Consider the following 19,743-nt stretch of genomic DNA (forward strand, 5'->3'; position numbering starts at 1 on the left):
CCCAACCCGCAGGAAGGATCATGACCACGCTGTCGACACCGACCACCACACGCACGGCCGCTCGGCAGGAGTCGACCGTGCTGGAGGCGATCGGCCAGGTCGTGGCCGGCGGTCTGGCGGTTCTCGACGAGCAGCGTCGGGTGATCTGGGTCAACTCGGCAGCCGCCACTCTGCTCGATGTCCCGGCGGCGCAACTACTCGACCGCCCCTGGCCCTACGAGCTCGTGGCGATCTCCGACGAGGCCGGCAGCCGAGCGACGGGGGTCGCCGAGACCTGGACCGGGCGGCGGGCGGCCGGCGCGCGACGGGTGTTGCAGTACGACGCCGCGTGGGCGGACGTCGGCGGTACGAAGCACATGGTCATCTCGATCACGGATGTCACCGAGTCCCGGCGCCAGGAACAGCGGCTGGCCGCCATCGCCCGGGCCGCGTCGAGTGTCGCCGACGCGGGACGGCTCAGTGTGACCCTGGACGCGCTGGCGCAGGCGGTCTTCGAGTCCACCGGCCTTGCCGCGGTGCAGATCCTCACACTGCACGGTCCGGACCGGGAGCTGCGGATGATGGGTGAGGCGGGGTTTTCCGACGTGGCGAACTTCAGCGAACGGCTCGCGCGGTGCCGGCGGCGAGGTGCCGAGCTGAAGATGCTGGAAGCCGCTGACCGGTGTGCCCCGGTGGTGGTGCCGCACCGCAAACCGGTGATCATGAACAGCCCGGCGTGGGAGCCGCTGCACGACATCATGGGCGCGGTCGACTGGGACAGCTTCGTCAGCATGCCGCTGGCCGTCCGCGAGGAGTGTGTCGGGGTGCTCAACGCCTTCTTCGCGCCGGGAGAGGACCCCGGACCGGCCGAGCTGGAGTTCCTCGCGGCCATCGCCGATCAGGCCGCCCTGGCGGTGGACTACGCCGGCCTGCTGGCCACCTCGCGTGCCGAGGTACGCCGGGAGGAGCGCCAGCGCCTCGCCAGCGACCTGCACGACTCGGTGGTGCAGCGGGTCTTCTCGATGCGCATGCAGGCCACCGCGCTACGGGCCCGGATCGGTCAGCGTGAACCGGGCGTCTCAGCCGATCTCGGTCCCATCACCGACGAACTGCTCGCGTTGTCCAAGACCACCCTGGCCGACCTGCGCGATCTGATCTTCGAGCTGCGCCCGGCCGAGCTGGTCGACGCGGGACTGCTGGAGGCGTTGCGGGTGCACGCGGCTTCGACCGAGGCCCGCACCGGCATGCGGATCCGGATCCAGGCGCCGGAGTCGTTGGGCGAGGTGCCGGTCGAGGCACAGGAGGATCTGTACCGGATCGTGCAGGAGGCGTTGCAGAACGTCGTCAAGCATGCCCGGGCGAGCCTCGCCCGGGTCCGGTTCCGGGTGACCGGGTCGACCCGCGACGGCCTGGAGATCGACGTACGGGACGACGGCTGTGGCGACGGTGGACATGACAACCACACGCTGGGCATGGGCATGGTCTCGATGACGGAGCGGGCGGCGCGGTGGGGCGGTGTTCTCGACGCGGGACCGCTGCCCGGGGGCGGCTTCCGCGTCCGGGCCGTCTTCCCGCGGCTGCTGACCAACGGGGTGCTCGCCACCGACCACCCTCGGCCGGAGGAGTTGAGATGAGCGAGCGGACGGACGCCGGCCCGGTACGGACGGAGGCCGGCCCGGACCGGCGCGACGTCGGCATCGGCGTGCTCGTGGTGGACGATCACGCGGTCGTACGGCGTGGGTTGCGCGCGTACCTGGAGGTGGTCGACGGGGTGCGGGTGATCGCCGAGGCCGGGGACGGCCAGGAGGCGCTCGACCTGCTCGCCCGGCTCGCGACCACCGGCGGGCGGCTGCCCGACGTCGCGCTGATGGACCTGGTCATGCCCAGACTCGACGGTATCGCCGCGACGACCGAGATCGCCCGTCGCTACCCTGACGTCCGGGTGGTCGTCCTCACCAGTTTCGGTGAGGTCGAACGGGTGCAGGCGGCGCTGCACGCCGGCGCCGCCGGCTATCTGCTCAAGGACGCCGAGCCGCAGGAGGTCATGCAAGCCATCCGCGCGGCGGCCCGGGGCGAGGTGCACCTCGACGCCGCGGTCGCCCGTCGACTGACCCGCCAGATGGTCTCGCGTAACGTCGGGCTCTCCGCCCTCACCTTGCGGGAACGGGACATCCTCGCGCTGGTTGCCCAGGGCCGGTCGAACCAGCAGATCGCCGAAACCCTGGTGATCAGCGAACGGACCGCCCGTACCCATGTGAGTCATGTCCTGCGCAAGTTGAATCTCTCTTCTCGGACGCAGGCGGCACTGGTCGCCATCCGGGAAGGCCTGGTACCGCCACCGGGGTCGGACTGAACACGGCGGACGACCGACGGTCGCGACCGACGGGAGAGGCGAAGACTCGATGCGACGACAGGCACCCGCCGGTGGCGAGCAGGCCCGTCCGCTACCGCTGCAGGGCCGGGTCGCCGTGGTGACCGGGGCGGCCGGAGGGCTGGGCCGCGCCATCGCGGCTCGCCTGCTGCGCGACGGCGCGCTGGTGGCCGGTCTGGACCGGCTGCCTGCTGAGCAGACCACACGGGCGGTCGGCACCCAAGCGTCGCGACTGCGCGCGTGGCGCTGCGATGTCACCGACCGTGACGAGGTGCGCGAGGTGCTCGCGGCGGTCACCGCTGGGCTGGGCCCGGTCGACATCCTGGTGAACAACGCGGGCCTGCTGTCCGGCCGTGCTGCCATGACCGCCGCCACCAGTGCCGAGATGCTGCGGTACTTCGAGGTCAACGCCGTCGGGCCGGTGCTGATGGTGCAGGAGTGCCTGGATCAGTTGCGGGCGAGTCCGCATCGGGGACGGGTGGTCAACGTCGCCTCACGAACCTTCTTCACCGGCAGCCCGGGGCAGTTGGCCTACGTCGCCAGCAAGGGTGCGCTGTTGGGGATGACCCGGGTGCTGGCCCGCGAACTCGGTGCCGACCGGATAACGGTCAACGCCGCCGTACCGGCTCAGGTGCGTACGCCCGGCACCGCCGCGCATTCGTCGCCTGACGCTTTCGAACGTACGATGCGCCAGCAGTCGATCCATGAGTTCGTGACGCCGGAGCGGTTCGCCGGCCTGGTGGCCTACCTGGTCTCCGACGACGCCGCGCTGATGACCGGCCAGACCCTCGTCTACGACGGGGGCGGACTGCTGCGCTGAGCGCCGCCGCCGAGTGAGCGACGCCGCCGTTCAGGGTCAACTGACGCTCTCTTCGCGGCACTGGTCCCGCGATCGTCGCCGGCTACGTCACCTGTCCCGGTCGCGATGCGACGACGACAGCGCGGTGATCCGGTCATCCGCGGGATTCGCCGATCGGCGAGATTTTCTACCGTTTTTCACAGGCAAAGGCCTGCTCAGGCGCGGTCCGCTCGCTGCCGTCGGCGGTGAGGGACCGCTGGTCCCACCCTGTGCTCCGGCGCCGGCGCATCGTTCGACGCGAGGAAGGACCCACCGACATGGCTTCGGTCAACCCCGCCGACCTCTCCGCTCCCCGCGAGGGCATGTGATGGCCGCCGAGACGGCCGGGCCGGCGCCGCTGCCGCGTATCGGCCTGCGCCCCGCGCCGGGCCAGCGGGCGGCGCTGGCTCAGGCGTTGCGTAACGTCAGCTACGAGATCCTGCCGTTTGCAAGCGCCGAGGAGGCGGTCCGCAGGCACGTGCCGCAGGACGTGCCGCTGACGGTCACCACGACCGAGCAGAAGGGCGTCGGTCCCACCGTCGAGCTCGCCGTGCGGCTGCGCGAGCAGGGCTACCAGGCCGCACCCCACCTCGCCGCCCGCAACATCCGGGACACCGCGCACCTGCGCGACATCGTCGCGCAACTACGTGACGGTGGCGTGGACAGCGTCTTCGTCATCGGCGGCGACGCGGCGACGCCCGCCGGGGTGTTTCCCGACGCGTTCACGCTGCTCGAACACCTCGACGCCGTGGGCCACCCGTTCCGCTCGGTCGGCATCGGGGGCTATCCCGAAGGGCACGGCCACATCAGCGACCACCTCATCGACGAGGCGCTGCGCCGCAAAGCGTCGTACGCGACCCAGGTGGTCACCCAACTCTGCTTCGACGCACCGACCACCCTCAGTTGGGCCCGGGCGGTACAGGCACGGGGAGTCCGCCTTCCGGTCAAGGTCGGGATTCCGGGCGCGGTGAGCAGACAGAAGCTCGTCCGTATCTCGGCGGGACTGGGACTGGGACAGTCGGCCCGATTCCTCAGGAAACAGCAGAGCATGTTCTGGCGGTTCTTCCTCCCCGGTGGATACAGCCCGAACCGGCTCGTCGAGCGGCTGACGCCCAGCTTCGGGCTGCCGGACAACAATCTGCAGGGCTTTCATGTCTTCACCTTCAACGAACTGGAACAGACCGAGTCCTGGCGGCGCGAGTGGCTCGCGCGCCTGTCCTGATCTGGTCGACCCGCCGGGACCGGCCGCCCTGCAGCATCGACGCTCGCTGAGGAGTTGCGAACTGATGAATGCCCAGATCATCGATGGGCGGGCCGCCGCCCTGCGGCTGGCGGAGCGGCTCGCCGACCAGGTCGTCGAGCTGCGCGGTGTGGGGATCGAGGCGGGACTCGTCACCGTGCTCGTCGGTGACGGGTTCGGTTCGGCCGCCTACGAGCGCCGGCTGCGGCGGCTCGCGGGCGAGTTGGGCGTCGCGTACCGCCCGCATGCCTTGCCGGAAGACGTGACCCAGGACGCATTGCTGGCTCTGGTGGCCGAGTCGAACGCCGACCCCGGGGTGTCGGGCGTTCTGGTCCTGCGGCCGTTGCCGGCGCACGTCGACGAGGCCGCCGTGTTCTGCGCCATCTCCCCCGCCAAGGATGTCGAAGCGGTGCACCCGGAGAACGCCGGACTGCTCGCGCTCGGTGTCCCCCGGTTCGTGCCGTCGACCGCGGCGTCGGTGTTCCACCTGCTGGACTCCTGGCTCGACACCGTCGGTGAAGACCGCACCGACTTCTACCACCGGTCACACATCGTCGTCGTCGGGCGTTCGAACAACGTCGGCAAGCCGGCGATATCCCTCGGCTACGCCCGCCACGCGACGGTCGAATCGGTCGACGAGTGGGCCAGCCGGACCATGGGTCTCGGGCGGCACGCCCGGCGGGCGGACGTTCTCATCGTCGCCGCCGGAAGGCCCGGGCTCATCAAGGCCGAACACGTCAGCGCGGGAGCCGTCGTGATCGACGTCGGCATCAACCCGAGCACCGGCGTGGACGGCCGGATCCACCTGGTCGGCGACGTCGACTTCGACTCGGTCGCGTCGCGGGCGCGGGCGATCACCCCGGTGCCCGGTGGCGTGGGACCGGTCACCTACGTCTGGCTGTTGCACAACACGGTCACCGCGGCCAGGTTCCAGGCGGGTCTGGCCGCGGCCGACCCGCTGGCTGCGGCCGACCCGCTGTCGGTAGCCGCCGATCCGGCCGGACCGCCCTCGTCCCCCGTCCCCGCGCTCCAGGAGGCATCGTGACACCACACTGGCCCGGCCAGCGCTGCATCCTCACCCTGGCCTGCCCTGACGTGCCCGGTATCGTGCACGCGGTGGCCGGCTTTCTCGTGGCGCGGCAGTGCACCATCGTGGAGAGCCAGCAGTTCGAGGATCCGGACAGTGCCACATTCTTCATGCGGGTGCAGTTCGGGCGGGTCGACGGCGGTCGCCTTGACGTCGAGACGCTCCGGCAGGAGTTCACCGCACTCTCGGATCGCTTCCAGATGAGCTGGCGGCTGGTCGACGCCACCGAACGGCAGCGTGTCGTGATCATGGTCAGCCGATTCGCGCACTGCCTCAACGACCTGCTGTTCAGGACCTCGATCGGTGAGCTCAATCTCGACATCGTCGCGGTCGTGTCGAACCACCCGGACCTGGGCCGGCTCGCCGACGCCTATCAGGTCGCGTTCCGGCACATCCCGGTCACCCCCGAGACCAAGCAGTACGCCGAGACCCAGCTGCTGGACCTGGTCCGCACCGAGCGGATCGATCTCGTGGTCCTGGCCCGGTACATGCAGATCCTCTCCGACGACCTGTGCAAGCAGTTGGAGGGTCGAGCGATCAACATCCATCACTCGATGCTGCCCAGCTTCAAAGGTGCCCGGCCGTACCACCAGGCCCATGCCCGCGGCGTCAAGTTCATCGGTGCGACAGCCCACTACGTGACGGCGGACCTGGACGAGGGCCCGATCATCGAGCAGGAGACCCTCCGGGTGGACCACTCGATGAGCGCCGAGGAGTTCGCCGCGCACGGCCGTGAGGTGGAGTGCCGTGCCCTCGCCCGGGCGGTCCGCTGGCACTCGGAGAACCGGGTCGTGCCGAACGGATCCAAGACGGTCGTACTGCAGTGAAAGCGGGAGGTCCCCGGCCGCTCGGGCCAGCCGTCGGCGGGCCAGGTCCACCGTCGGCGGGCCGGGTCAGCCGCTGGTGCCGATCTTCGACAGGACGTCGGCGAGCGCTCCCGCAGCGGTGACCATGGCCTCGTGGCCGGTCCGCAATTCGTGGACCGGCCAACCCAGTCGCCGAGCCCGGTCAGCCTGCGCTCGAAAGACACGCATCCACGCGACACACTCGACGAAGCTGGCCGGCACGTCGTCGCCGGCCCCGCTCAGCCGCAGCGCGTCGGTGTAGGTCTTCCACGGATGCGGAGTCAACCTGGGGGTCAGCCAGTCCACATCTATCGGGTCGTCCACCCCGAGGACCGACAGGTCGCGCACCGGTACGAGCCAGCCGAATCCTGACTCCGCCGCCGACTCGGCCCAGTGACGCGCCACCGTCTCCGGCAGCAGATCGCGCGCGGCCTCACCGTCCGCGCCGACGAAAGCGTCCAGGTACACCCGCCGCGCGAGGCGCCAGGGGCGGCGGTCGGCCACCGCGGTGACGACCTGGCCGGCGTAGCTGTGCCCGACGAGGACGACGTCGCGCAGGTCGAGCGTGTCGAGCAGCCGGACCACATCCTCGGTGTGGGTGTCGAGGCCGACGGCCGGCGACAGCAGGTGCGCGCGTTCGGACAGGCCGGTCAGGGTCGGGGCGTGGACCAGATGGCCGGCGTCGCGCAGCAACGGCGCCACCCGGTCCCAGCACCATCCGCCGTGCCAGGCTCCGTGAACGAGGACGTAACACCGGGAGCCGGACGTGCGTACGGCGGTCGGGATCGTCGTCACACCTGCTCCTCGTACTCATCTTCGATGGTCCGTGTCAGGCCGCTACAGGCCGGTTGTCGTACAGCGCCAGCGCGGCCGCCGTGTTCGACGCGGGCACATGGTAGGTGGAATGCACCCGTCGGACGCGTTCGCGCATCGCGCCCCGCATCACCAGCCACATGATCAGCTCGATGCCCTCGGACCCCGCCCCGCGGATGTAGTCCTCCCGGGTGAGCGCGGCCAACTTCTCCGGCTCGTCCTCGATGGCGTCGAGGAACATCCGGTCGAACTGCGGGTTGATGAACCCGGCGCGGGCACCGGCCAACTGATGGGACATGCCACCCGTACCGAGGATGCCGACCGTTCGCACGCCGTCGTAGCCGGCGATCGCCCGACCGATCGCCTGCCCGAGCGCGAAGCACCGGGCGGCAGTCGGTTGCGGATACATGACGACGTTGACCAGCAGCGGCACGACGGGACACGGCCACGACTCGCCTGGTTGCGGCGTCCAGATCGACAGCGGAACGGTGAGCCCGTGGTCGACGTCGAGCTCCTGGAAGACCGTCAGGTCGAAGCCTTCGTCCATCAGACGGTCGAGCAGGTGCAGGGACAGCTCGGGACAGCCGACGACTTCCGGCACCGGACGGCGGCCGAATCCCTCGTCGGCGACCTGATAGCGGTCGGCGGTGCCGATGCCGAAGGTCGGCACGATGTCCAGGTCGACTCCGTTGGCGTGGTCGTTGTAGATCACGATCGCCACGTCCGGCGTGTGCCGGGCCAGCCACTCGCGGGCCGGCCGGTAGCCGTCGAACAGCGGCTTCCAGTACGGCTCCTGGGTCTTTCCCCGGTCCATGGCGGCCCCGATCGACGGTACGTGCGACGTCGCCAGGCCCCAGATCACCTCAGCCATCCCGCCGCCCTCCCGACACCATCGCCGCGACGAATTCCTGCTCGGTCATGCCGGTGAAGACCCCGCCGAGGTACTGCATGGACAAGCCTTCCATCATCGCCAGTTTGTAGACGTAGAAGATGCTGCCGCCGGCATCGAGCATCGCCTGCCAGTCCCGTTCCATCACCGCCCGCTTCTGTTCGGCCGACAGCGCATAACGGTCGCAGTAGGCGGCCTCGTCGGCAGTGAACGTTTCGCGCGCCGCCGGATCGTTCAAGCTCATGAACAACTTGTTCATCCGGTACCCGAGCCGGCTCGTGCGTCCGTCGAAGACGTACGTGCCCGGCACGTCCACCTTGGTCATTGCGGCGCTCCTCGTCTCGACCGGGCCGGCCCGGCCACCGCCGGATCCGTTTCCGCGACCAACGCTAGACGGCCCGGCGCGGTCGATCATCACGCGCATGACGGCATTGGAACGGCGGCCTGTCACGGGTGAACCGCGACGGATGACGTACGCCGGTCGCCGGGCCCGGCGAGTCAATTGACGTAGGCGTACCGGTGTGCGTTGGCCGTTCAGGTCACGCCAATGCTCGCTGTCGGCGAGCATATCCTGATGCGTATCTTGGCCGCGATGGTGTCCAAATTTCCCAGTCCGCGACCGGAGAACGGTGAGAGATGAGCGCGAAGAACCTTCAGGACGTACTGGACCAGGCCGGTAGCACCGTCGAACTACTGCGCAATTCGCAGATCGGCGCCTATATCTATCCGGTCGTCCCGGCGGAGTTCACCAACTTCCGTCGAGAGGTGATCGCCTGGCGCGAGACGGCGGTGCTCTTCGACCAGACCCACCACATGGTCAACCTTTTCGTCTCCGGTCCGGACGCGTTGCGGCTGCTGACCGAGCACGGGATCAACAGCACGGCGACGTTCGCGGTGGGCACCGCCAAGCAGTACGTGCCGGTGTCGCCGCAGGGCGGGGTGATCGGCGACGGGATCCTGTTCCGGCTCGGGGACGACGAGTTCGTCTTCGTCGGTCGCGCACCGGTGGCCAACTACCTCACCTTCCGCGCGCAGCAGGGCTACGACGTCGAGATCCGTCGGGACGAGCGGTCGCCGTCTCGCCCGTACGGCAAGGCGGTCACCCGCGACCTGTGGCGCTTCCAGATCCAAGGTCCGAACGCCTGGCGGATCATCGAGAAGATCAACGGCGGTCCGGTCGAGCAGGTGCGCTTCTTCCGGATGGGCTACCTGAACGTGGCGGGGGAGCGGGTCCGGACGCTGCGCCACGGCATGGCCGGAGCGCCGGGTCTGGAGCTCTGGGGGCCGTACGAGACGTACGACAAGGTGCGCGACACCATCCTGGAGGCGGGCCGGGAGTTCGGCATCGAGCCGTGCGGCTCCCGCGCCTACTCCTGCAACACCATCGAGTCGGGCTGGATCCCGTCACCGCTGCCGGCGGTGTACACCGGTGCTGAGCTACGGGCCTACCGGGAATGGCTGCCGGCCGGCGGGTACGAGGCCACGAACGCGTTGGCCGGCAGCTTCGTGTCCGACCGGATCGAGGACTACTACCTCAACCCGTGGGAACTCGGGTACGGATTCTTCGTCAAGTTCGACCACGATTTCGTCGGTCGCGATGCCTTGGCGGCCATCGACCCACAGCGCCAACGGCGCAAGGTGACACTCGCCTGGAACGCCGAGGACGTAACCAAGCTGCTCGCCGCACCGGTGGATTCGACCGGCCCCGGATATCAGTTCTTCGACCTGCCGAACGCGAACTACGGCTCGTCGAACTACGACGCCGTCCTGGACGCCGACGGCGCCCCGATCGGCCTGTCGTTGTTCACCGGCTACAGCGCGAACGAGCGCAAGGTGCTCTCCCTCGCGACGGTCGACCCGGACGTTCCACTGGGTGCCGAGGTCCAGGTGATCTGGGGGGAGCCGGACGGCGGATCCGCGAAGACCACGGTGCAGCCCCACGAGCAGGTGGCGGTCCGGGCGGTGGTCAGCCCCGCGCCGTACGCGGAACCGGCCCGGGAGAGCTACCAGCCGGGTTGGCGCACGGCCGTGCGGGTGTGACCCGGTCAGGCTCTGAGCCCGTGGTGGGCCCGGTCAACGGCCGGACCCACCACCTCTTTTTGCCGGGCATGTCCCCCGAGGACCCCTGCCATGTCCCCGAGAATCAGGACAGACCGAGCAGACGGGCCGCGTTGTGTTTGAACAGCCCCGCCTTGACCTCGTCGCGCAGTGACGTCTTCGCCAGGTCGCCCATCCACCGCTCGGGGGTGAGCATCGGGAAGTCCGTGCCGAACAGCATCTTGTCCCGCAGCAGTGTGTTCGCGTACTGCACCAGGATCGCCGGGAAGTACTTCGGGGACCAGCCGGACAGGTCGATGTACACCAGCGGCTTGTGCAGCGCGACCGCCAGCGCCTCGTCCTGCCACGGAAACGACGGGTGGGCCAGGATGATCGGCAGATCCGGGAAGTCCACCGCCACGTCGTCGAGGTAGATGGGGTTGGAGTACGCCAGCCGCATCCCGCCGCCGCCGCGCTGTCCCGATCCGGCGCCGGTCTGACCGGTGTGGAACAGCGCCGGGATGCCCGCCGCCTGGATCACCTCGTACAACGGGTAGGCGAGGCGGTCGTTGGGCAGGAACCCCTGCGCGCTCGGATGGAACTTGAACCCGCGCACGCCGTGCTCGTCGATCAGCCGGGCCGCCTCCCGGACACCGTCGGCGCCACGGGCCGGATCGATGCTGGCGAACGGGATGATGACATCGGAGTTGACTCGGGCACGTTCGGCGATCTCCTGATTGGTCGGCCGGGCCGGGTCGGCCGGCTGGTCCTTCACGTCGACGACGAAGGTCACCGCGGCCATGTCACGTTCGCGGTAGTACGCGGCCAGCTCGTCGACGGTGTAGGTCGCGGCCTTGGTCCTGAAGTAGCCGGCCATCGCGGCCAACTCCGGATCGTCGCCGGCACCGGTCGGTGCGGTCACCGACCGCTGTACGTGGGTGTGCACGTCGATGGCGACGATCCGGTCGAGGTCGAGACTCACGGAACGGTTTCCTGGTCCCGGGTGGCGGCGACGTCCAGCGGGACCAGCGGCACCGGGCCGGCCAACTCTTCGGCCGCCGCCGGCAGGTACGCGAAGTTCTTGGCCCGTGCCCCGCCGTCGACGACCAGGTCGCATCCGGTGATCAGCCGGGCGTAGTCGGAGCACAGCCACGCCACACAGTGGCCGATGTCGGTCGGCGTGCCGGTGCTGCCCATCGGCACCAGCGGCGGCCGGTGCCCGCTCCAGCGGGCCGGTCGCCGCCACGGTTCGGTGCCGCTTTCCCGCCCGATACCACCGCGCGGGTTCTGCAGAATCCCGCCCGGCCCCTGTTCGGCGATCAGGTCGGGGTTGTCGGGGGTGGGCGCGGTCGGGGTGTAGCTGTTCACCCGGATGCCGTACGGCGCCAGGTCCATCGCGGCGGCCCGGACGAAGTTGTTCACCCCGCCCTTGTGGAAGGCGTAGGCGATCACGCCGGCAGAGCCGGACCAGCCGTTCGACGAGGAGATCGCCACGATCGAACCACGGATGCCGTGCTCGGCCATGTACCGGCCGGCGTGCTTGGTGTTGAGGAAGTTGCCCAGCGCGGCCACCCGTACCGCCCGCTCGAAGAACTCGGTGCTCTCGTCGAGCACCCCCCGGCCGCCGAGGATCGCCGCGTTGTTGACGAGGATGTCCAGCCGTCCCCACGTGTCGGTCGTGGTCCGCAGGTACGCCAGCACCTGCTGCTCGTCGGTGACGTCGCCGGGCACCGCGATGGCGGTGCCGCCGTTGCGTTCGATCCGCTCGACCGCCCGCCGCGCCGCCTGCGGGTCGAGGTCGTTGCAGGCCACCTTGGCGCCGTAGCGGGCCAGCGCGAGCGCGACGCCGCTGCCGATGTTGGGTCCTACGCCGGTGACGAGGGCGACCTTGCCCTCGAGCGAGATTTCCATCGCCTCTCCTCGGGTCGTCTGCGAATTCACTGCTCGATCCAGACGTCGGCCCACGCCCGGCCGTGCCGGATCGGGCTGGTCCGGTAGTCGTGCACCTCGGTGCGGTACAGGTTGAAGGCGTAGATCACCGGGCCGTAGAGGACGGTCGCGACCTCGGTCTCCATGTACCGGGCGATCTCCCGGATCTGCTCGGCGCGTTCGGCCTCGTCGCTGGTGGCCCGGGACTGCTCGATCATCGCCTGCAGCGTGGGATCGTCGATGTTGGTGTAGTTTTCCCGCGCGCCCGGCTCGAAGTCGGTGAGGAACTGGTCGGGCAGCACCTGACCGCGTAGCGCCTTGTGCAGCTCGAAGTTGCCGGCCCGCCGCCGGTCGATGGCCGTACCGGGGTCGACGATCTCCAGCGTGGCGTCGATGCCGATCGCCTTGAGGTCCTCCTGCATCCACTGCGCCTCCCGGATGTCCTCTTCCGAGGTGCGTTGCAGCAGGAACGTGGTGGCGAAGCCGTCCGGGTGACCGGCTTCGGTGAGCAGTTGCCGGGCCTGCTCCGGGTCGTACGGCCGCAGCTCGCGTACTTCGTCCTCGGTCAGCGCGTACGCGCCGGCGGTGGGCGGGACGATGGAGCTGAGCGAGTACTGGCCACGGATCGCCTTGCCCATGCCGTCCCAGTCGATCGCCATCGCCACGGCGCGCCGGACCCGGATGTCGTCGTACGGTTCCTGCGCCGGGTTGATGTAGAACGTCGCCGGGGCCACCGGGCTGGTGATCATGTCGAGGCTGCCCGAGTCGACCAGCTGCTCGGCGGTGGCCAGGTCGCGTAGCGAGCCGACGTCGACCCGGCCGCTGCGCAGCGCCGCCGTCTGGGCCGCCGCGTCCGGGACGATCACGAAGCGCAGCTCGTCGAGGTAGGGCTTTTCCGGCTCGTAGTAGTCGGGGTTCTTGACCAGCACCCACTCCGAATCCGGGGTGTGCGACTCGAACATGAACGGTCCGGTGCCGATCGCCTGGCTGCCGAGGTCGAACTCGCCCTCGATGCCTTCCGGCGGCAGGACGACGTTGTAGTGGAAGGCGAGGTTCTGCAGCATCGGCGCGTACGGCTCGGAGAGGGTGAACACGACGGTCACCTCGTCCGGCGCGGTGACCGAGGTGACCGGCGGGAACATGTTGACCACCTCGGTGCTGGCAAACAGGTCCTCGAACGAGGCGACGACGTCGGCGGCGACGAGGTCGCGTCCGTTCAACGGCGCGACGTCGTGCCAGCGCACCCCGGAGCGCAGGGTGAAGGTGTAGGTAAGGCCGTCGTCGGAGATCTCCCAGCTCTCGGCGAGATCCCCGACGACGTCGCCGAGAGATCCGTCCTCGGTCGCCGCGAAGTCGACGAGCTTGCTGTAGACCGGGGCGATGAATCCGGCCAGCGACGGATCGTTGGTTTCGTGCGGGTTCATCGACGCGGTGATCTCGTTGAGCACCGCGACGGTGAGGGTGCCACCGGACTGCGGCGGCCCGGCTGCCCGGTCGGTGTCGTCAACGGTCTCCGAGGTGGAACAGGAAGCTGTGCCGAAGATCAGACAGAGAGCTGTTGCTGTTGATATAAGCGTTCTTCGGTTGACAATCATTTCGGCTCCTTTGACGGGTGGCAGACGGTGCTCGGCCGAGATGGTGCGTCAGCCGCGATGAGAGGTCAGCTTGGGATCGAGGAAGTCACGCAGCGCGTCGCCCAGCAGGTTGAACCCGAACACCGCGAGGGAGAGCACCACTCCGGGCGCGACGACCAGCCACGGGGCCTGTTCGACGAAGCGCAGCCCCTCAGAGATCATCCGACCCCAGGACGGTGTGGGCGGCGGGGTGCCGATACCGAGGAAACTCAGCGCCGACTCGGCGATGATGACCGAGGCGAACACCAGGGTCGCCATCGTGAACATCGGTGCCAGCATGTTCGGCAGCACGTGCTTGCGCATGATCCGGGCCGGGCCCGAACCGGTGGACCGCGCCGCTTCGACGTACCCCTCCTCCCGGATTCGCAGCGTCTCGCCCCGGGCCACCCGGTTGAACGACGGCATCGTGACGACGATCAGGGCGATGACCGTGTTGCGGACCGACGGACCGAGCAGGACGGCGATGAACAGCAGCAGCACGATCGGCGGGATGGCCTGGATCGCGTCGGCGATCCGCTGGACGACCATGTCGGTGCCCCGGCCGAGGTATCCGGAGAGGATCCCGAGCAGCGTTCCGATACTCACGCTGATCGCCGTGGTGGCCAGCCCGATCAGTAGTGAGGTGCGGGCGCCGTGGATGGTCCGGCTGAGCACGTCCCGGCCGAGGTCGTCGGTGCCCAGCAGATACTCGCCGGTGGGCGCGCCGAGGATGTAGTCGCGATGCTGGGTGATCGGATCGTACGGGGCGATCAACGGCGCCAGCAGCGCGGTCCCGACGAATCCCAGGATCACCACGACGCTCACCGCCCCGAGCGGCTGGCTGCGCATGAACCGCCGTACCGTCGTGTGCCACGGGTCCCGGGCCTGGGCCGGTGCGCCCGGCTCGGTGTCGGCCCCGCCGTGCCCACCGGTTCCGCCGGCCGCGTCGGTGCCGGGGCGGGCGGCTGGCCGGTCCACCAGTGCCGCCTGGGCGATCGGATCGGTCATCAGCTGCCCTTCCCTGTCCGGATTCGGGGATCGATCACGGCATAGACGAGGTCGATGAGGATGACGGTCAGCACGAACAGGCCGGCGTAGAAGATGGTGCAGGCGACGACGACCGGATAGTCCCGGGAGAGCACCGAGTCGTAGATCAGTTGCCCGGTGCCGGGCAGGCCGAACAGGGTCTCGAGGATGACGGTCCCGCCGAGCACCGTGGCCAGGTGGACACCGACCAGGGTGAACACCGGGATCGAGGAGTTGCGCAGCGCGTGCTTGAAGTAGATGAGCCAGGACGTGGCTCCCTTGGCGCGGACCGTGCGGATGTAGTTCGAGTTGAGAGCCTCCAGCATCGACGAGCGGGTCATCCGTGCGATAGCCGCGACAGAGCCGCTGGCCAGCGCGAACACCGGCAGCGCCAGCTGCTGGACGTAGCTCACCGGATCCTCGAACAGGCCGCGGTAGACCAGCGGTGGCGACCAGGCGAACTGGGTCCCGAGCAGGATCAGCAGCAGCAGCGCGACCACGTAGTTCGGGACGGACAGCCCGGCGACGGCGAACACGCGTACCGCGTTGTCGACCCAGCCGCCCCGGCGTACCGCCGACACGATCCCGAGCGCGATGCCGACGATCGTGCTGATCAGCACCGACCACGCGCCGAGTTGCAGGGTGACCGGAACGCGGTCGAGGAACATCGTCGTCACGGACTCCCCGGTCCAGAACGATTCGCCGAGGTCGCCCCGGATCGCGTCACCCGCCCACTGCGCCAGCTGCACGTGTACCGGGTCGTTCAGGCCGAAGCTCTCCCGTAGCGCCTCGGCCTGCTCCTCACTGACCCCGGACGCGTCCTGCAACTGCAACGAGACGGCGTCACCGGGGATCATGTGCAGGATCAGGAACACCCCGATGGTGACCAGCGCCAGAACGACGGCCCCGAGGACCAGCCGGCGCACCACGTAGGCGGTCACGCGGTCGCCTCCTTCCGGTCGTGCAGATGGCAGGCGGCCCAGTGGCCCCGGCCCACCGGTGCCTGTCGGGGGACCTCGTCCGGACACCGTTCGAAGGCCAGCGGGCACCGGGGGTGGAAGCGGCAGCCGGGCGGTGGGCTGCTCGGGCTCGGTACCTCGCCCATGGCCGTGCCGCGCTCGCGCGCCTTGGCCCGCACCGGGTCGTAGACGGGGATCGCGTCGAGCAGAGCCTGGGTGTACGGGTGGCGCGGGTGGGCGAACACCTCGTCGGCCGGGCCGCGTTCGACGATCTCGCCCAGGTACATCACGCAGATGTCGTCGGACACGTACCGCACGACGTTGAGATCGTGGGCGATGAACAGGTAGGCGAGGCCGAACTCCCGCTGCAGGCGTTTGAGCAGGTTCAGGATCTGGGCCTGGACGGACACGTCGAGTGCGGAGACCGCCTCGTCGCAGACGATCATGTCCGGCTCGGTGGCCAGCGCCCGGGCGATGCCGATCCGTTGGGCCTGCCCGCCGGAGAACTGGTGCGGGTACTTGTGCATGTCGCCGGCTTGCAGACCGACGGTTTCGAGGAGCTCGCCGACCCGGTGCGCCTTGGCCCGGCCGCTGGCGATCCCGTGCACTTCGAGCGGTTCGCCGATCGCCGTCAACACCGGCATCCGCGGGTCGAGTGACCCGAACGGATCCTGGAACACCATCTGGATCCGTTTGCGCAGTGCCTTGAGCTGCCGGCCACGGCTGGCGAGCACGTCGACACCGTCGAATCGGACGGCGCCAGAGGTCGGCGTGATCAGGCGGGTCACCAGCCGGGCGGTCGTCGATTTGCCGGATCCGGACTCGCCTACCAGGCCCAGCGTCCGTCCCCCGGCCACCTCGAACGAGACACCGTTGACGGCCTGGACGTGACCGGCGGTACGCCGCAGCAGCCCGCTGCGGACCGGGAAGTGTTTGACCAGATCGTCGACCTGCAGCAGCGGGTTGGGACCGGCGGATCGGTCGGTGGCGTCGGCGGCGGGCCGTGCCGGACCCCGGTCGACGATGACCTCACTGGACATGCCCGGCTCCTCGGGACGTGGTCAGGTCTGGCCGCCGGGTGTTCGGGTCGTGCAGCCAGCACCGGCTCTGCCGGCCGTCGGCCAGCTCCAGCAGCGTCGGCTCCTCGGTACGGCACCGGTCGAGCGCCGACGGACAACGGTTGTGGAACCGGCAGCCGGGCGGCATCTCGGCGAGACCGGGTACCGTGCCGCGGATCACCGGCATCAGGCTGTGTCGGTCCAGACCCGGGCGGGGGATGCTCTCCAGCAGCGCCCGTGTGTACGGGTTGCGCGGATCGAGCAGCACCTCCTCGACCGTGCCCTGCTCGACCACCTTGCCGGCGTACATCACCACGATCCGGTCGGCCATCTCCGCTGCCACCCCCATGTCGTGGGTGATCAACAGCAGGGCAGTGCCGTGGTCGGCCTGCAGCCGGCGGATCAGCCGCAGGATCTGCGCCTCGACGGTGACGTCCAGGGCGGTCGTCGGCTCGTCGGCGATGAGCAGGGCGGGATTGCAGGCGATGGCGATCGCGATCATCACCCGCTGCCGCTGTCCGCCGGAGAGCTCGTGCGGGTGGGCACGCAGGCGGCGCTCCGGCTCGGGAAGGCCCACCTCGCGCAGCAGCTCCAGGGCCCGTTGCCGGGCCTGCCGGCGGCTCAGCGGCAGGTGCAGGCGCAGCGCCTCGACGAGCTGATTGCCGATCGTGAACAGCGGATCGAGCGACGTCATCGGATCCTGGAAGACCATCGCGATCTCGGCTCCGCGTACCCGGCGCATCTGCGACTCGGTCAGCCCCGCCAGGTCACGGTCGTTGAACCGGACCGAACCGCCGGTGCGGCAGGTCCTGGGGAGCAGCCGCAGCACCGCCTGGGCGGTCACGCTCTTGCCGGAACCCGACTCGCCGACCACGGCGATGGTCTCTCCCGGCTCGACCCGCAGCGAGACGTCACTGACGGCTTCGAGCCGACCGTGCCGCGTGGGGAACTCGACCTTGAGATTGCGTACGTCGAGCAGCGGTTCGGCCGTCACCGGTCGGTTCCCTTCGTCTGGAGCGCCGGCGCGGGTCTGCGAAGCACCGGGACGGCGACCCGTGACCAGCCGGCGAACCCGAACGGCCGGACCACCATCGACATCGCCGCGTTGCCGGCACCGGCGACCACGATCAGCAGCTGCTCCGGGGACGGCAGCATGCGCAGGCCGTACTCGTCGATACCCGGCCCGGACAGCCCGTCGAGACCCTTGCCGGCCCGCTCCAGGTCGGCGTGACTGCGCACGCACCGCTGGAAGAGCCACTGCTGTACGTCGGCCTTGGTGAAGCCGCCATCGGCCAGCAGCCGGGCGTGCTCGACGCCGAGCACCAGGCCGGCCGAGGAGTGCCGGCCGATCGCGGCTCCGGTCCGGGAGATCGTGTCGGCGAAGTCGGCGAGCAGTTCCTCCGGCTGGCGGGTGTTGCGGTTGTCGACGAACTCGCAGGTACGTAGCAGGATCGCCGACACCGAGTCGGTTCCGGCGGGCAGCCCGAGTTCGGCCGCGAGCGGCTCCCACGGGCTTTCCTCCTCGTTTTCCCCGACGCACAGCGACCATCGGCCGGGGACGCCCTGGGTGGCCTGATCGAGCTCCTGCGGGCGGATGCCGAACACGTTACGGACCACCAGACCGATGGCCCGGGCGATCGTCGCGTTCGCCCGGAAGCCGGGGCCGAACACCCCGCCGGCGCTGTTGATCCCGAGGTCGTGCCGGATCGGACCGTTGACCACGATGAGCGGGGCCGGACCACTGGTGGACTGCCAGCCGCCGGCGGCCACGACCGGAGTCCGCACCAACGCGTCCCACGCCGCGAGCACCACCGGGAAGTACTCCGGGCGGCAGCCGGCGAGGGCCGCGTTGACCGCCGCCTGCTCGACGGTGCACTCGCGGTTCAGGTTGCGCACCGCGGCGACGACATCGTCGGCCGGCCGCTCGGTGTGGGCGAGGAACTCATCGACGAGGGGACGGGTGACCGGCACGACCGGCAGCCCGTCGGTCCAGCCCTGGTCGTACGCGTGCTCGACGGCGGCCTGGGCATAGCCGAGCCGATCCAGGTCGGCGGTGGCGTCGCCGGCGATCATGGCGTGCCACCCGGTGCGCCGCCGGACAGCGTCGCGACGATGTCCGGCAACGCCGCCGTGGCACGTTGCCGCAGCTCGGCCGGGGACAGCGGCGCGACAGGGTGCGGGGTACGGACGTAGTGGTAACCCGGGCTGCCCTGCACCGCGGCCATGGCGTCGGCGCTGACGGTGAACGCCTCGGTACAGACCACCGCGGCGGGAACACCGGCCGCCTCCAGCGCGATCCCGTCGGTGATCGCGGACGCGCTGCAGGAACCGCAGTCGCCGACGCCGACGACGACCGCGTCGCAGGTGGCGACCAACTCGGCCAGCATGTCCGGCGGCATCGGCTCGTTGATGTTGGGCTTCTTGCGCCGTACCACCCGCGCGACGCCGTGCAGTTGCTCGAGTAGCGCACCGACGTCGTCGAGCAGTTGCTCGGCGTTGCGCTTGGTGTTGGCCAGCAGGCCGACGGTGCTGCCGGGCAGGGCCTTCCGGCGGGCGGCGAGAGCAACCGGGCCGGTGGGAGTGGCCGTGGTTGCGGTCGGATCGATCATCGCGCTGAACATCGGTGCGCTCCCGTCCTCACTGCGGGGACACCCGACGCCACCGGTGGCGTCGGGTGGCGGGTGCTGGGTGGGATCCCCTTTGCCTGCTTGTCGTTGCGTGTCTCGTCAGTGCTGCGACCCCGACCGACGAGGTGCCCGGCCGGCGTCGTGAGGTGTACCTTCGCGGCTTGCGCTGTGGCCGAGACAGAGCCCTTCCGCCGGGCGGAAGACAACTTCGACCGGCGCGGCACGTGCGTCGGATCGACCCGGCGTGGGTCACAAGATGATCACGGCAGTGCCACGGCCCGGAAGCGCAACCTTGACGGTCATGTTTCGGCGGTGATAATAATGTCAACAATTTGGTAAACGAACTGGTCATGATGTGACCGTGATGCCGTTGTCCGTGGCGGTGTCATTACGAATTGTGTTGCCGGGACGGCGCCCGGGCCGTGCCACGTA

At 69.6% G+C, this 19,743-nt stretch carries 19 protein-coding genes; 7 read left to right on the plus strand and 12 right to left on the minus strand.

Annotated elements, in window-relative coordinates:
* The first annotated feature begins 20 nt into the window (after positions 1 to 20).
* The 6 genes from ACN27F_RS32625 to purU all read left to right on the plus strand — a co-directional run bounded on the left by ACN27F_RS32625 (position 21) and on the right by purU (position 6,342).
* Positions 21 to 1,613, plus strand: coding sequence for a histidine kinase (locus ACN27F_RS32625; RefSeq protein WP_421439333.1), 1,593 nt, complete (start codon positions 21 to 23; stop codon positions 1,611 to 1,613).
* Entirely contained in the window at positions 1,610 to 2,332 is a 723-nt protein-coding gene (locus ACN27F_RS32630; RefSeq protein ID WP_421439335.1) for a response regulator, read from the plus strand. Before ACN27F_RS32625 ends, ACN27F_RS32630 begins: the two co-directional genes overlap by 4 nt.
* Before the next feature lie 49 nt (positions 2,333 to 2,381).
* Positions 2,382 to 3,170 carry an SDR family NAD(P)-dependent oxidoreductase gene (locus ACN27F_RS32635; protein ID WP_421439337.1) on the plus strand — a complete coding sequence of 263 codons (789 nt, stop codon included), beginning with the start codon at positions 2,382 to 2,384 and terminating at the stop codon, positions 3,168 to 3,170.
* A gap of 346 nt (positions 3,171 to 3,516) precedes the next feature.
* The gene (locus ACN27F_RS32640; protein WP_421439338.1) at positions 3,517 to 4,410 is read left to right on the plus strand and encodes a methylenetetrahydrofolate reductase; all 894 of its coding nucleotides are present in this window, start codon (positions 3,517 to 3,519) and stop codon (positions 4,408 to 4,410) included.
* A gap of 64 nt (positions 4,411 to 4,474) precedes the next feature.
* Positions 4,475 to 5,473 carry a bifunctional 5,10-methylenetetrahydrofolate dehydrogenase/5,10-methenyltetrahydrofolate cyclohydrolase gene (locus tag ACN27F_RS32645; protein WP_421439340.1) on the plus strand — a complete coding sequence of 333 codons (999 nt, stop codon included), beginning with the start codon at positions 4,475 to 4,477 and terminating at the stop codon, positions 5,471 to 5,473.
* Positions 5,470 to 6,342 carry a formyltetrahydrofolate deformylase gene (gene purU, locus ACN27F_RS32650; protein ID WP_421439342.1) on the plus strand — a complete coding sequence of 291 codons (873 nt, stop codon included), beginning with the start codon at positions 5,470 to 5,472 and terminating at the stop codon, positions 6,340 to 6,342. The genes ACN27F_RS32645 and purU overlap by 4 nt, the downstream gene beginning before the upstream one ends.
* A gap of 66 nt (positions 6,343 to 6,408) precedes the next feature.
* Here the strand turns inward: purU and ACN27F_RS32655 are convergent, their stop codons facing one another.
* From ACN27F_RS32655 to ligA, 3 genes are read right to left on the minus strand one after another with little or no spacing between them, the layout of a single operon-like run.
* Positions 6,409 to 7,155, minus strand: coding sequence for an alpha/beta fold hydrolase (locus ACN27F_RS32655; protein WP_421439344.1), 747 nt, complete (start codon positions 7,153 to 7,155; stop codon positions 6,409 to 6,411).
* 34 nt (positions 7,156 to 7,189) lie between these two features.
* Positions 7,190 to 8,044 (minus strand): class III extradiol dioxygenase subunit beta, encoded by an 855-nt coding sequence (locus tag ACN27F_RS32660; RefSeq protein WP_421439346.1) that lies wholly within the window; start codon positions 8,042 to 8,044, stop codon positions 7,190 to 7,192.
* The gene (gene ligA, locus ACN27F_RS32665) at positions 8,037 to 8,486 is read right to left on the minus strand and encodes a protocatechuate 4,5-dioxygenase subunit alpha (RefSeq protein ID WP_421439347.1); all 450 of its coding nucleotides are present in this window, start codon (positions 8,484 to 8,486) and stop codon (positions 8,037 to 8,039) included. The genes ACN27F_RS32660 and ligA overlap by 8 nt, the downstream gene beginning before the upstream one ends.
* A 212-nt stretch (positions 8,487 to 8,698) precedes the next feature.
* Here ligA and ligM point away from each other — a divergent pair, with 212 nt between their 5' ends.
* A complete protein-coding gene (gene ligM, locus ACN27F_RS32670) occupies positions 8,699 to 10,102 on the plus strand; it encodes a vanillate/3-O-methylgallate O-demethylase (protein ID WP_421439348.1) in 1,404 nt (467 codons plus the stop codon).
* Positions 10,103 to 10,205: 103 nt separating this feature from the next.
* Here ligM and ACN27F_RS32675 read toward each other — a convergent pair whose 3' ends face one another.
* From ACN27F_RS32675 to ACN27F_RS32715, 9 genes are read right to left on the minus strand one after another with little or no spacing between them, the layout of a single operon-like run.
* On the minus strand, positions 10,206 to 11,081 hold the full coding sequence (locus tag ACN27F_RS32675) for an amidohydrolase family protein (protein ID WP_421439349.1): 876 nt from the start codon (positions 11,079 to 11,081) through the stop codon (positions 10,206 to 10,208).
* The gene (locus ACN27F_RS32680; protein WP_421439350.1) at positions 11,078 to 12,010 is read right to left on the minus strand and encodes an SDR family NAD(P)-dependent oxidoreductase; all 933 of its coding nucleotides are present in this window, start codon (positions 12,008 to 12,010) and stop codon (positions 11,078 to 11,080) included. Before ACN27F_RS32680 ends, ACN27F_RS32675 begins: the two co-directional genes overlap by 4 nt.
* Positions 12,011 to 12,036: 26 nt before the next feature.
* Complete coding sequence (locus ACN27F_RS32685) at positions 12,037 to 13,623, minus strand: ABC transporter substrate-binding protein (RefSeq protein ID WP_421439352.1); 1,587 nt, start codon at positions 13,621 to 13,623, stop codon at positions 12,037 to 12,039.
* A gap of 48 nt (positions 13,624 to 13,671) precedes the next feature.
* A complete protein-coding gene (locus tag ACN27F_RS32690; RefSeq protein ID WP_421439354.1) occupies positions 13,672 to 14,649 on the minus strand; it encodes an ABC transporter permease in 978 nt (325 codons plus the stop codon).
* Positions 14,649 to 15,608, minus strand: a complete 960-nt coding sequence (locus tag ACN27F_RS32695; RefSeq protein WP_421439355.1) for an ABC transporter permease — start codon at positions 15,606 to 15,608, stop codon at positions 14,649 to 14,651. Before ACN27F_RS32695 ends, ACN27F_RS32690 begins: the two co-directional genes overlap by 1 nt.
* On the minus strand, positions 15,605 to 16,666 hold the full coding sequence (locus tag ACN27F_RS32700; protein ID WP_421439357.1) for an ABC transporter ATP-binding protein: 1,062 nt from the start codon (positions 16,664 to 16,666) through the stop codon (positions 15,605 to 15,607). The genes ACN27F_RS32695 and ACN27F_RS32700 overlap by 4 nt, the downstream gene beginning before the upstream one ends.
* A complete protein-coding gene (locus ACN27F_RS32705) occupies positions 16,656 to 17,678 on the minus strand; it encodes an ABC transporter ATP-binding protein (RefSeq protein WP_421439359.1) in 1,023 nt (340 codons plus the stop codon). Before ACN27F_RS32705 ends, ACN27F_RS32700 begins: the two co-directional genes overlap by 11 nt.
* The gene (locus tag ACN27F_RS32710; protein WP_421439360.1) at positions 17,675 to 18,757 is read right to left on the minus strand and encodes a hypothetical protein; all 1,083 of its coding nucleotides are present in this window, start codon (positions 18,755 to 18,757) and stop codon (positions 17,675 to 17,677) included. The genes ACN27F_RS32705 and ACN27F_RS32710 overlap by 4 nt, the downstream gene beginning before the upstream one ends.
* The gene (locus ACN27F_RS32715) at positions 18,754 to 19,305 is read right to left on the minus strand and encodes a UGSC family (seleno)protein (protein ID WP_421439362.1); all 552 of its coding nucleotides are present in this window, start codon (positions 19,303 to 19,305) and stop codon (positions 18,754 to 18,756) included. The genes ACN27F_RS32710 and ACN27F_RS32715 overlap by 4 nt, the downstream gene beginning before the upstream one ends.
* Positions 19,306 to 19,743: the final 438 nt, after the last annotated feature.

Source organism: Solwaraspora sp. WMMB335, assembly GCF_049179075.1.
Taxonomy (GTDB): Bacteria; Actinomycetota; Actinomycetes; order Mycobacteriales; family Micromonosporaceae; genus Micromonospora_E.

Coding starts and splice junctions, on each gene's coding strand:
- ACN27F_RS32625 (WP_421439333.1), top strand. CDS start 21: ATGACCACGCTGTCGACACCGACCACCACACGCACGGCCGCTCGGCAG.
- ACN27F_RS32630 (WP_421439335.1), top strand. CDS start 1,610: ATGAGCGAGCGGACGGACGCCGGCCCGGTACGGACGGAGGCCGGCCCG.
- ACN27F_RS32635 (WP_421439337.1), top strand. CDS start 2,382: ATGCGACGACAGGCACCCGCCGGTGGCGAGCAGGCCCGTCCGCTACCG.
- ACN27F_RS32640 (WP_421439338.1), top strand. CDS start 3,517: ATGGCCGCCGAGACGGCCGGGCCGGCGCCGCTGCCGCGTATCGGCCTG.
- ACN27F_RS32645 (WP_421439340.1), top strand. CDS start 4,475: ATGAATGCCCAGATCATCGATGGGCGGGCCGCCGCCCTGCGGCTGGCG.
- ACN27F_RS32660 (WP_421439346.1), bottom strand. CDS start 8,044: ATGGCTGAGGTGATCTGGGGCCTGGCGACGTCGCACGTACCGTCGATC.
- ligA (WP_421439347.1), bottom strand. CDS start 8,486: ATGCGCGTGATGATCGACCGCGCCGGGCCGTCTAGCGTTGGTCGCGGA.
- ligM (WP_421439348.1), top strand. CDS start 8,699: ATGAGCGCGAAGAACCTTCAGGACGTACTGGACCAGGCCGGTAGCACC.
- ACN27F_RS32680 (WP_421439350.1), bottom strand. CDS start 12,010: ATGGAAATCTCGCTCGAGGGCAAGGTCGCCCTCGTCACCGGCGTAGGA.
- ACN27F_RS32685 (WP_421439352.1), bottom strand. CDS start 13,623: ATGATTGTCAACCGAAGAACGCTTATATCAACAGCAACAGCTCTCTGT.
- ACN27F_RS32690 (WP_421439354.1), bottom strand. CDS start 14,649: ATGACCGATCCGATCGCCCAGGCGGCACTGGTGGACCGGCCAGCCGCC.
- ACN27F_RS32700 (WP_421439357.1), bottom strand. CDS start 16,666: ATGTCCAGTGAGGTCATCGTCGACCGGGGTCCGGCACGGCCCGCCGCC.
- ACN27F_RS32710 (WP_421439360.1), bottom strand. CDS start 18,757: ATGATCGCCGGCGACGCCACCGCCGACCTGGATCGGCTCGGCTATGCC.
- ACN27F_RS32715 (WP_421439362.1), bottom strand. CDS start 19,305: ATGTTCAGCGCGATGATCGATCCGACCGCAACCACGGCCACTCCCACC.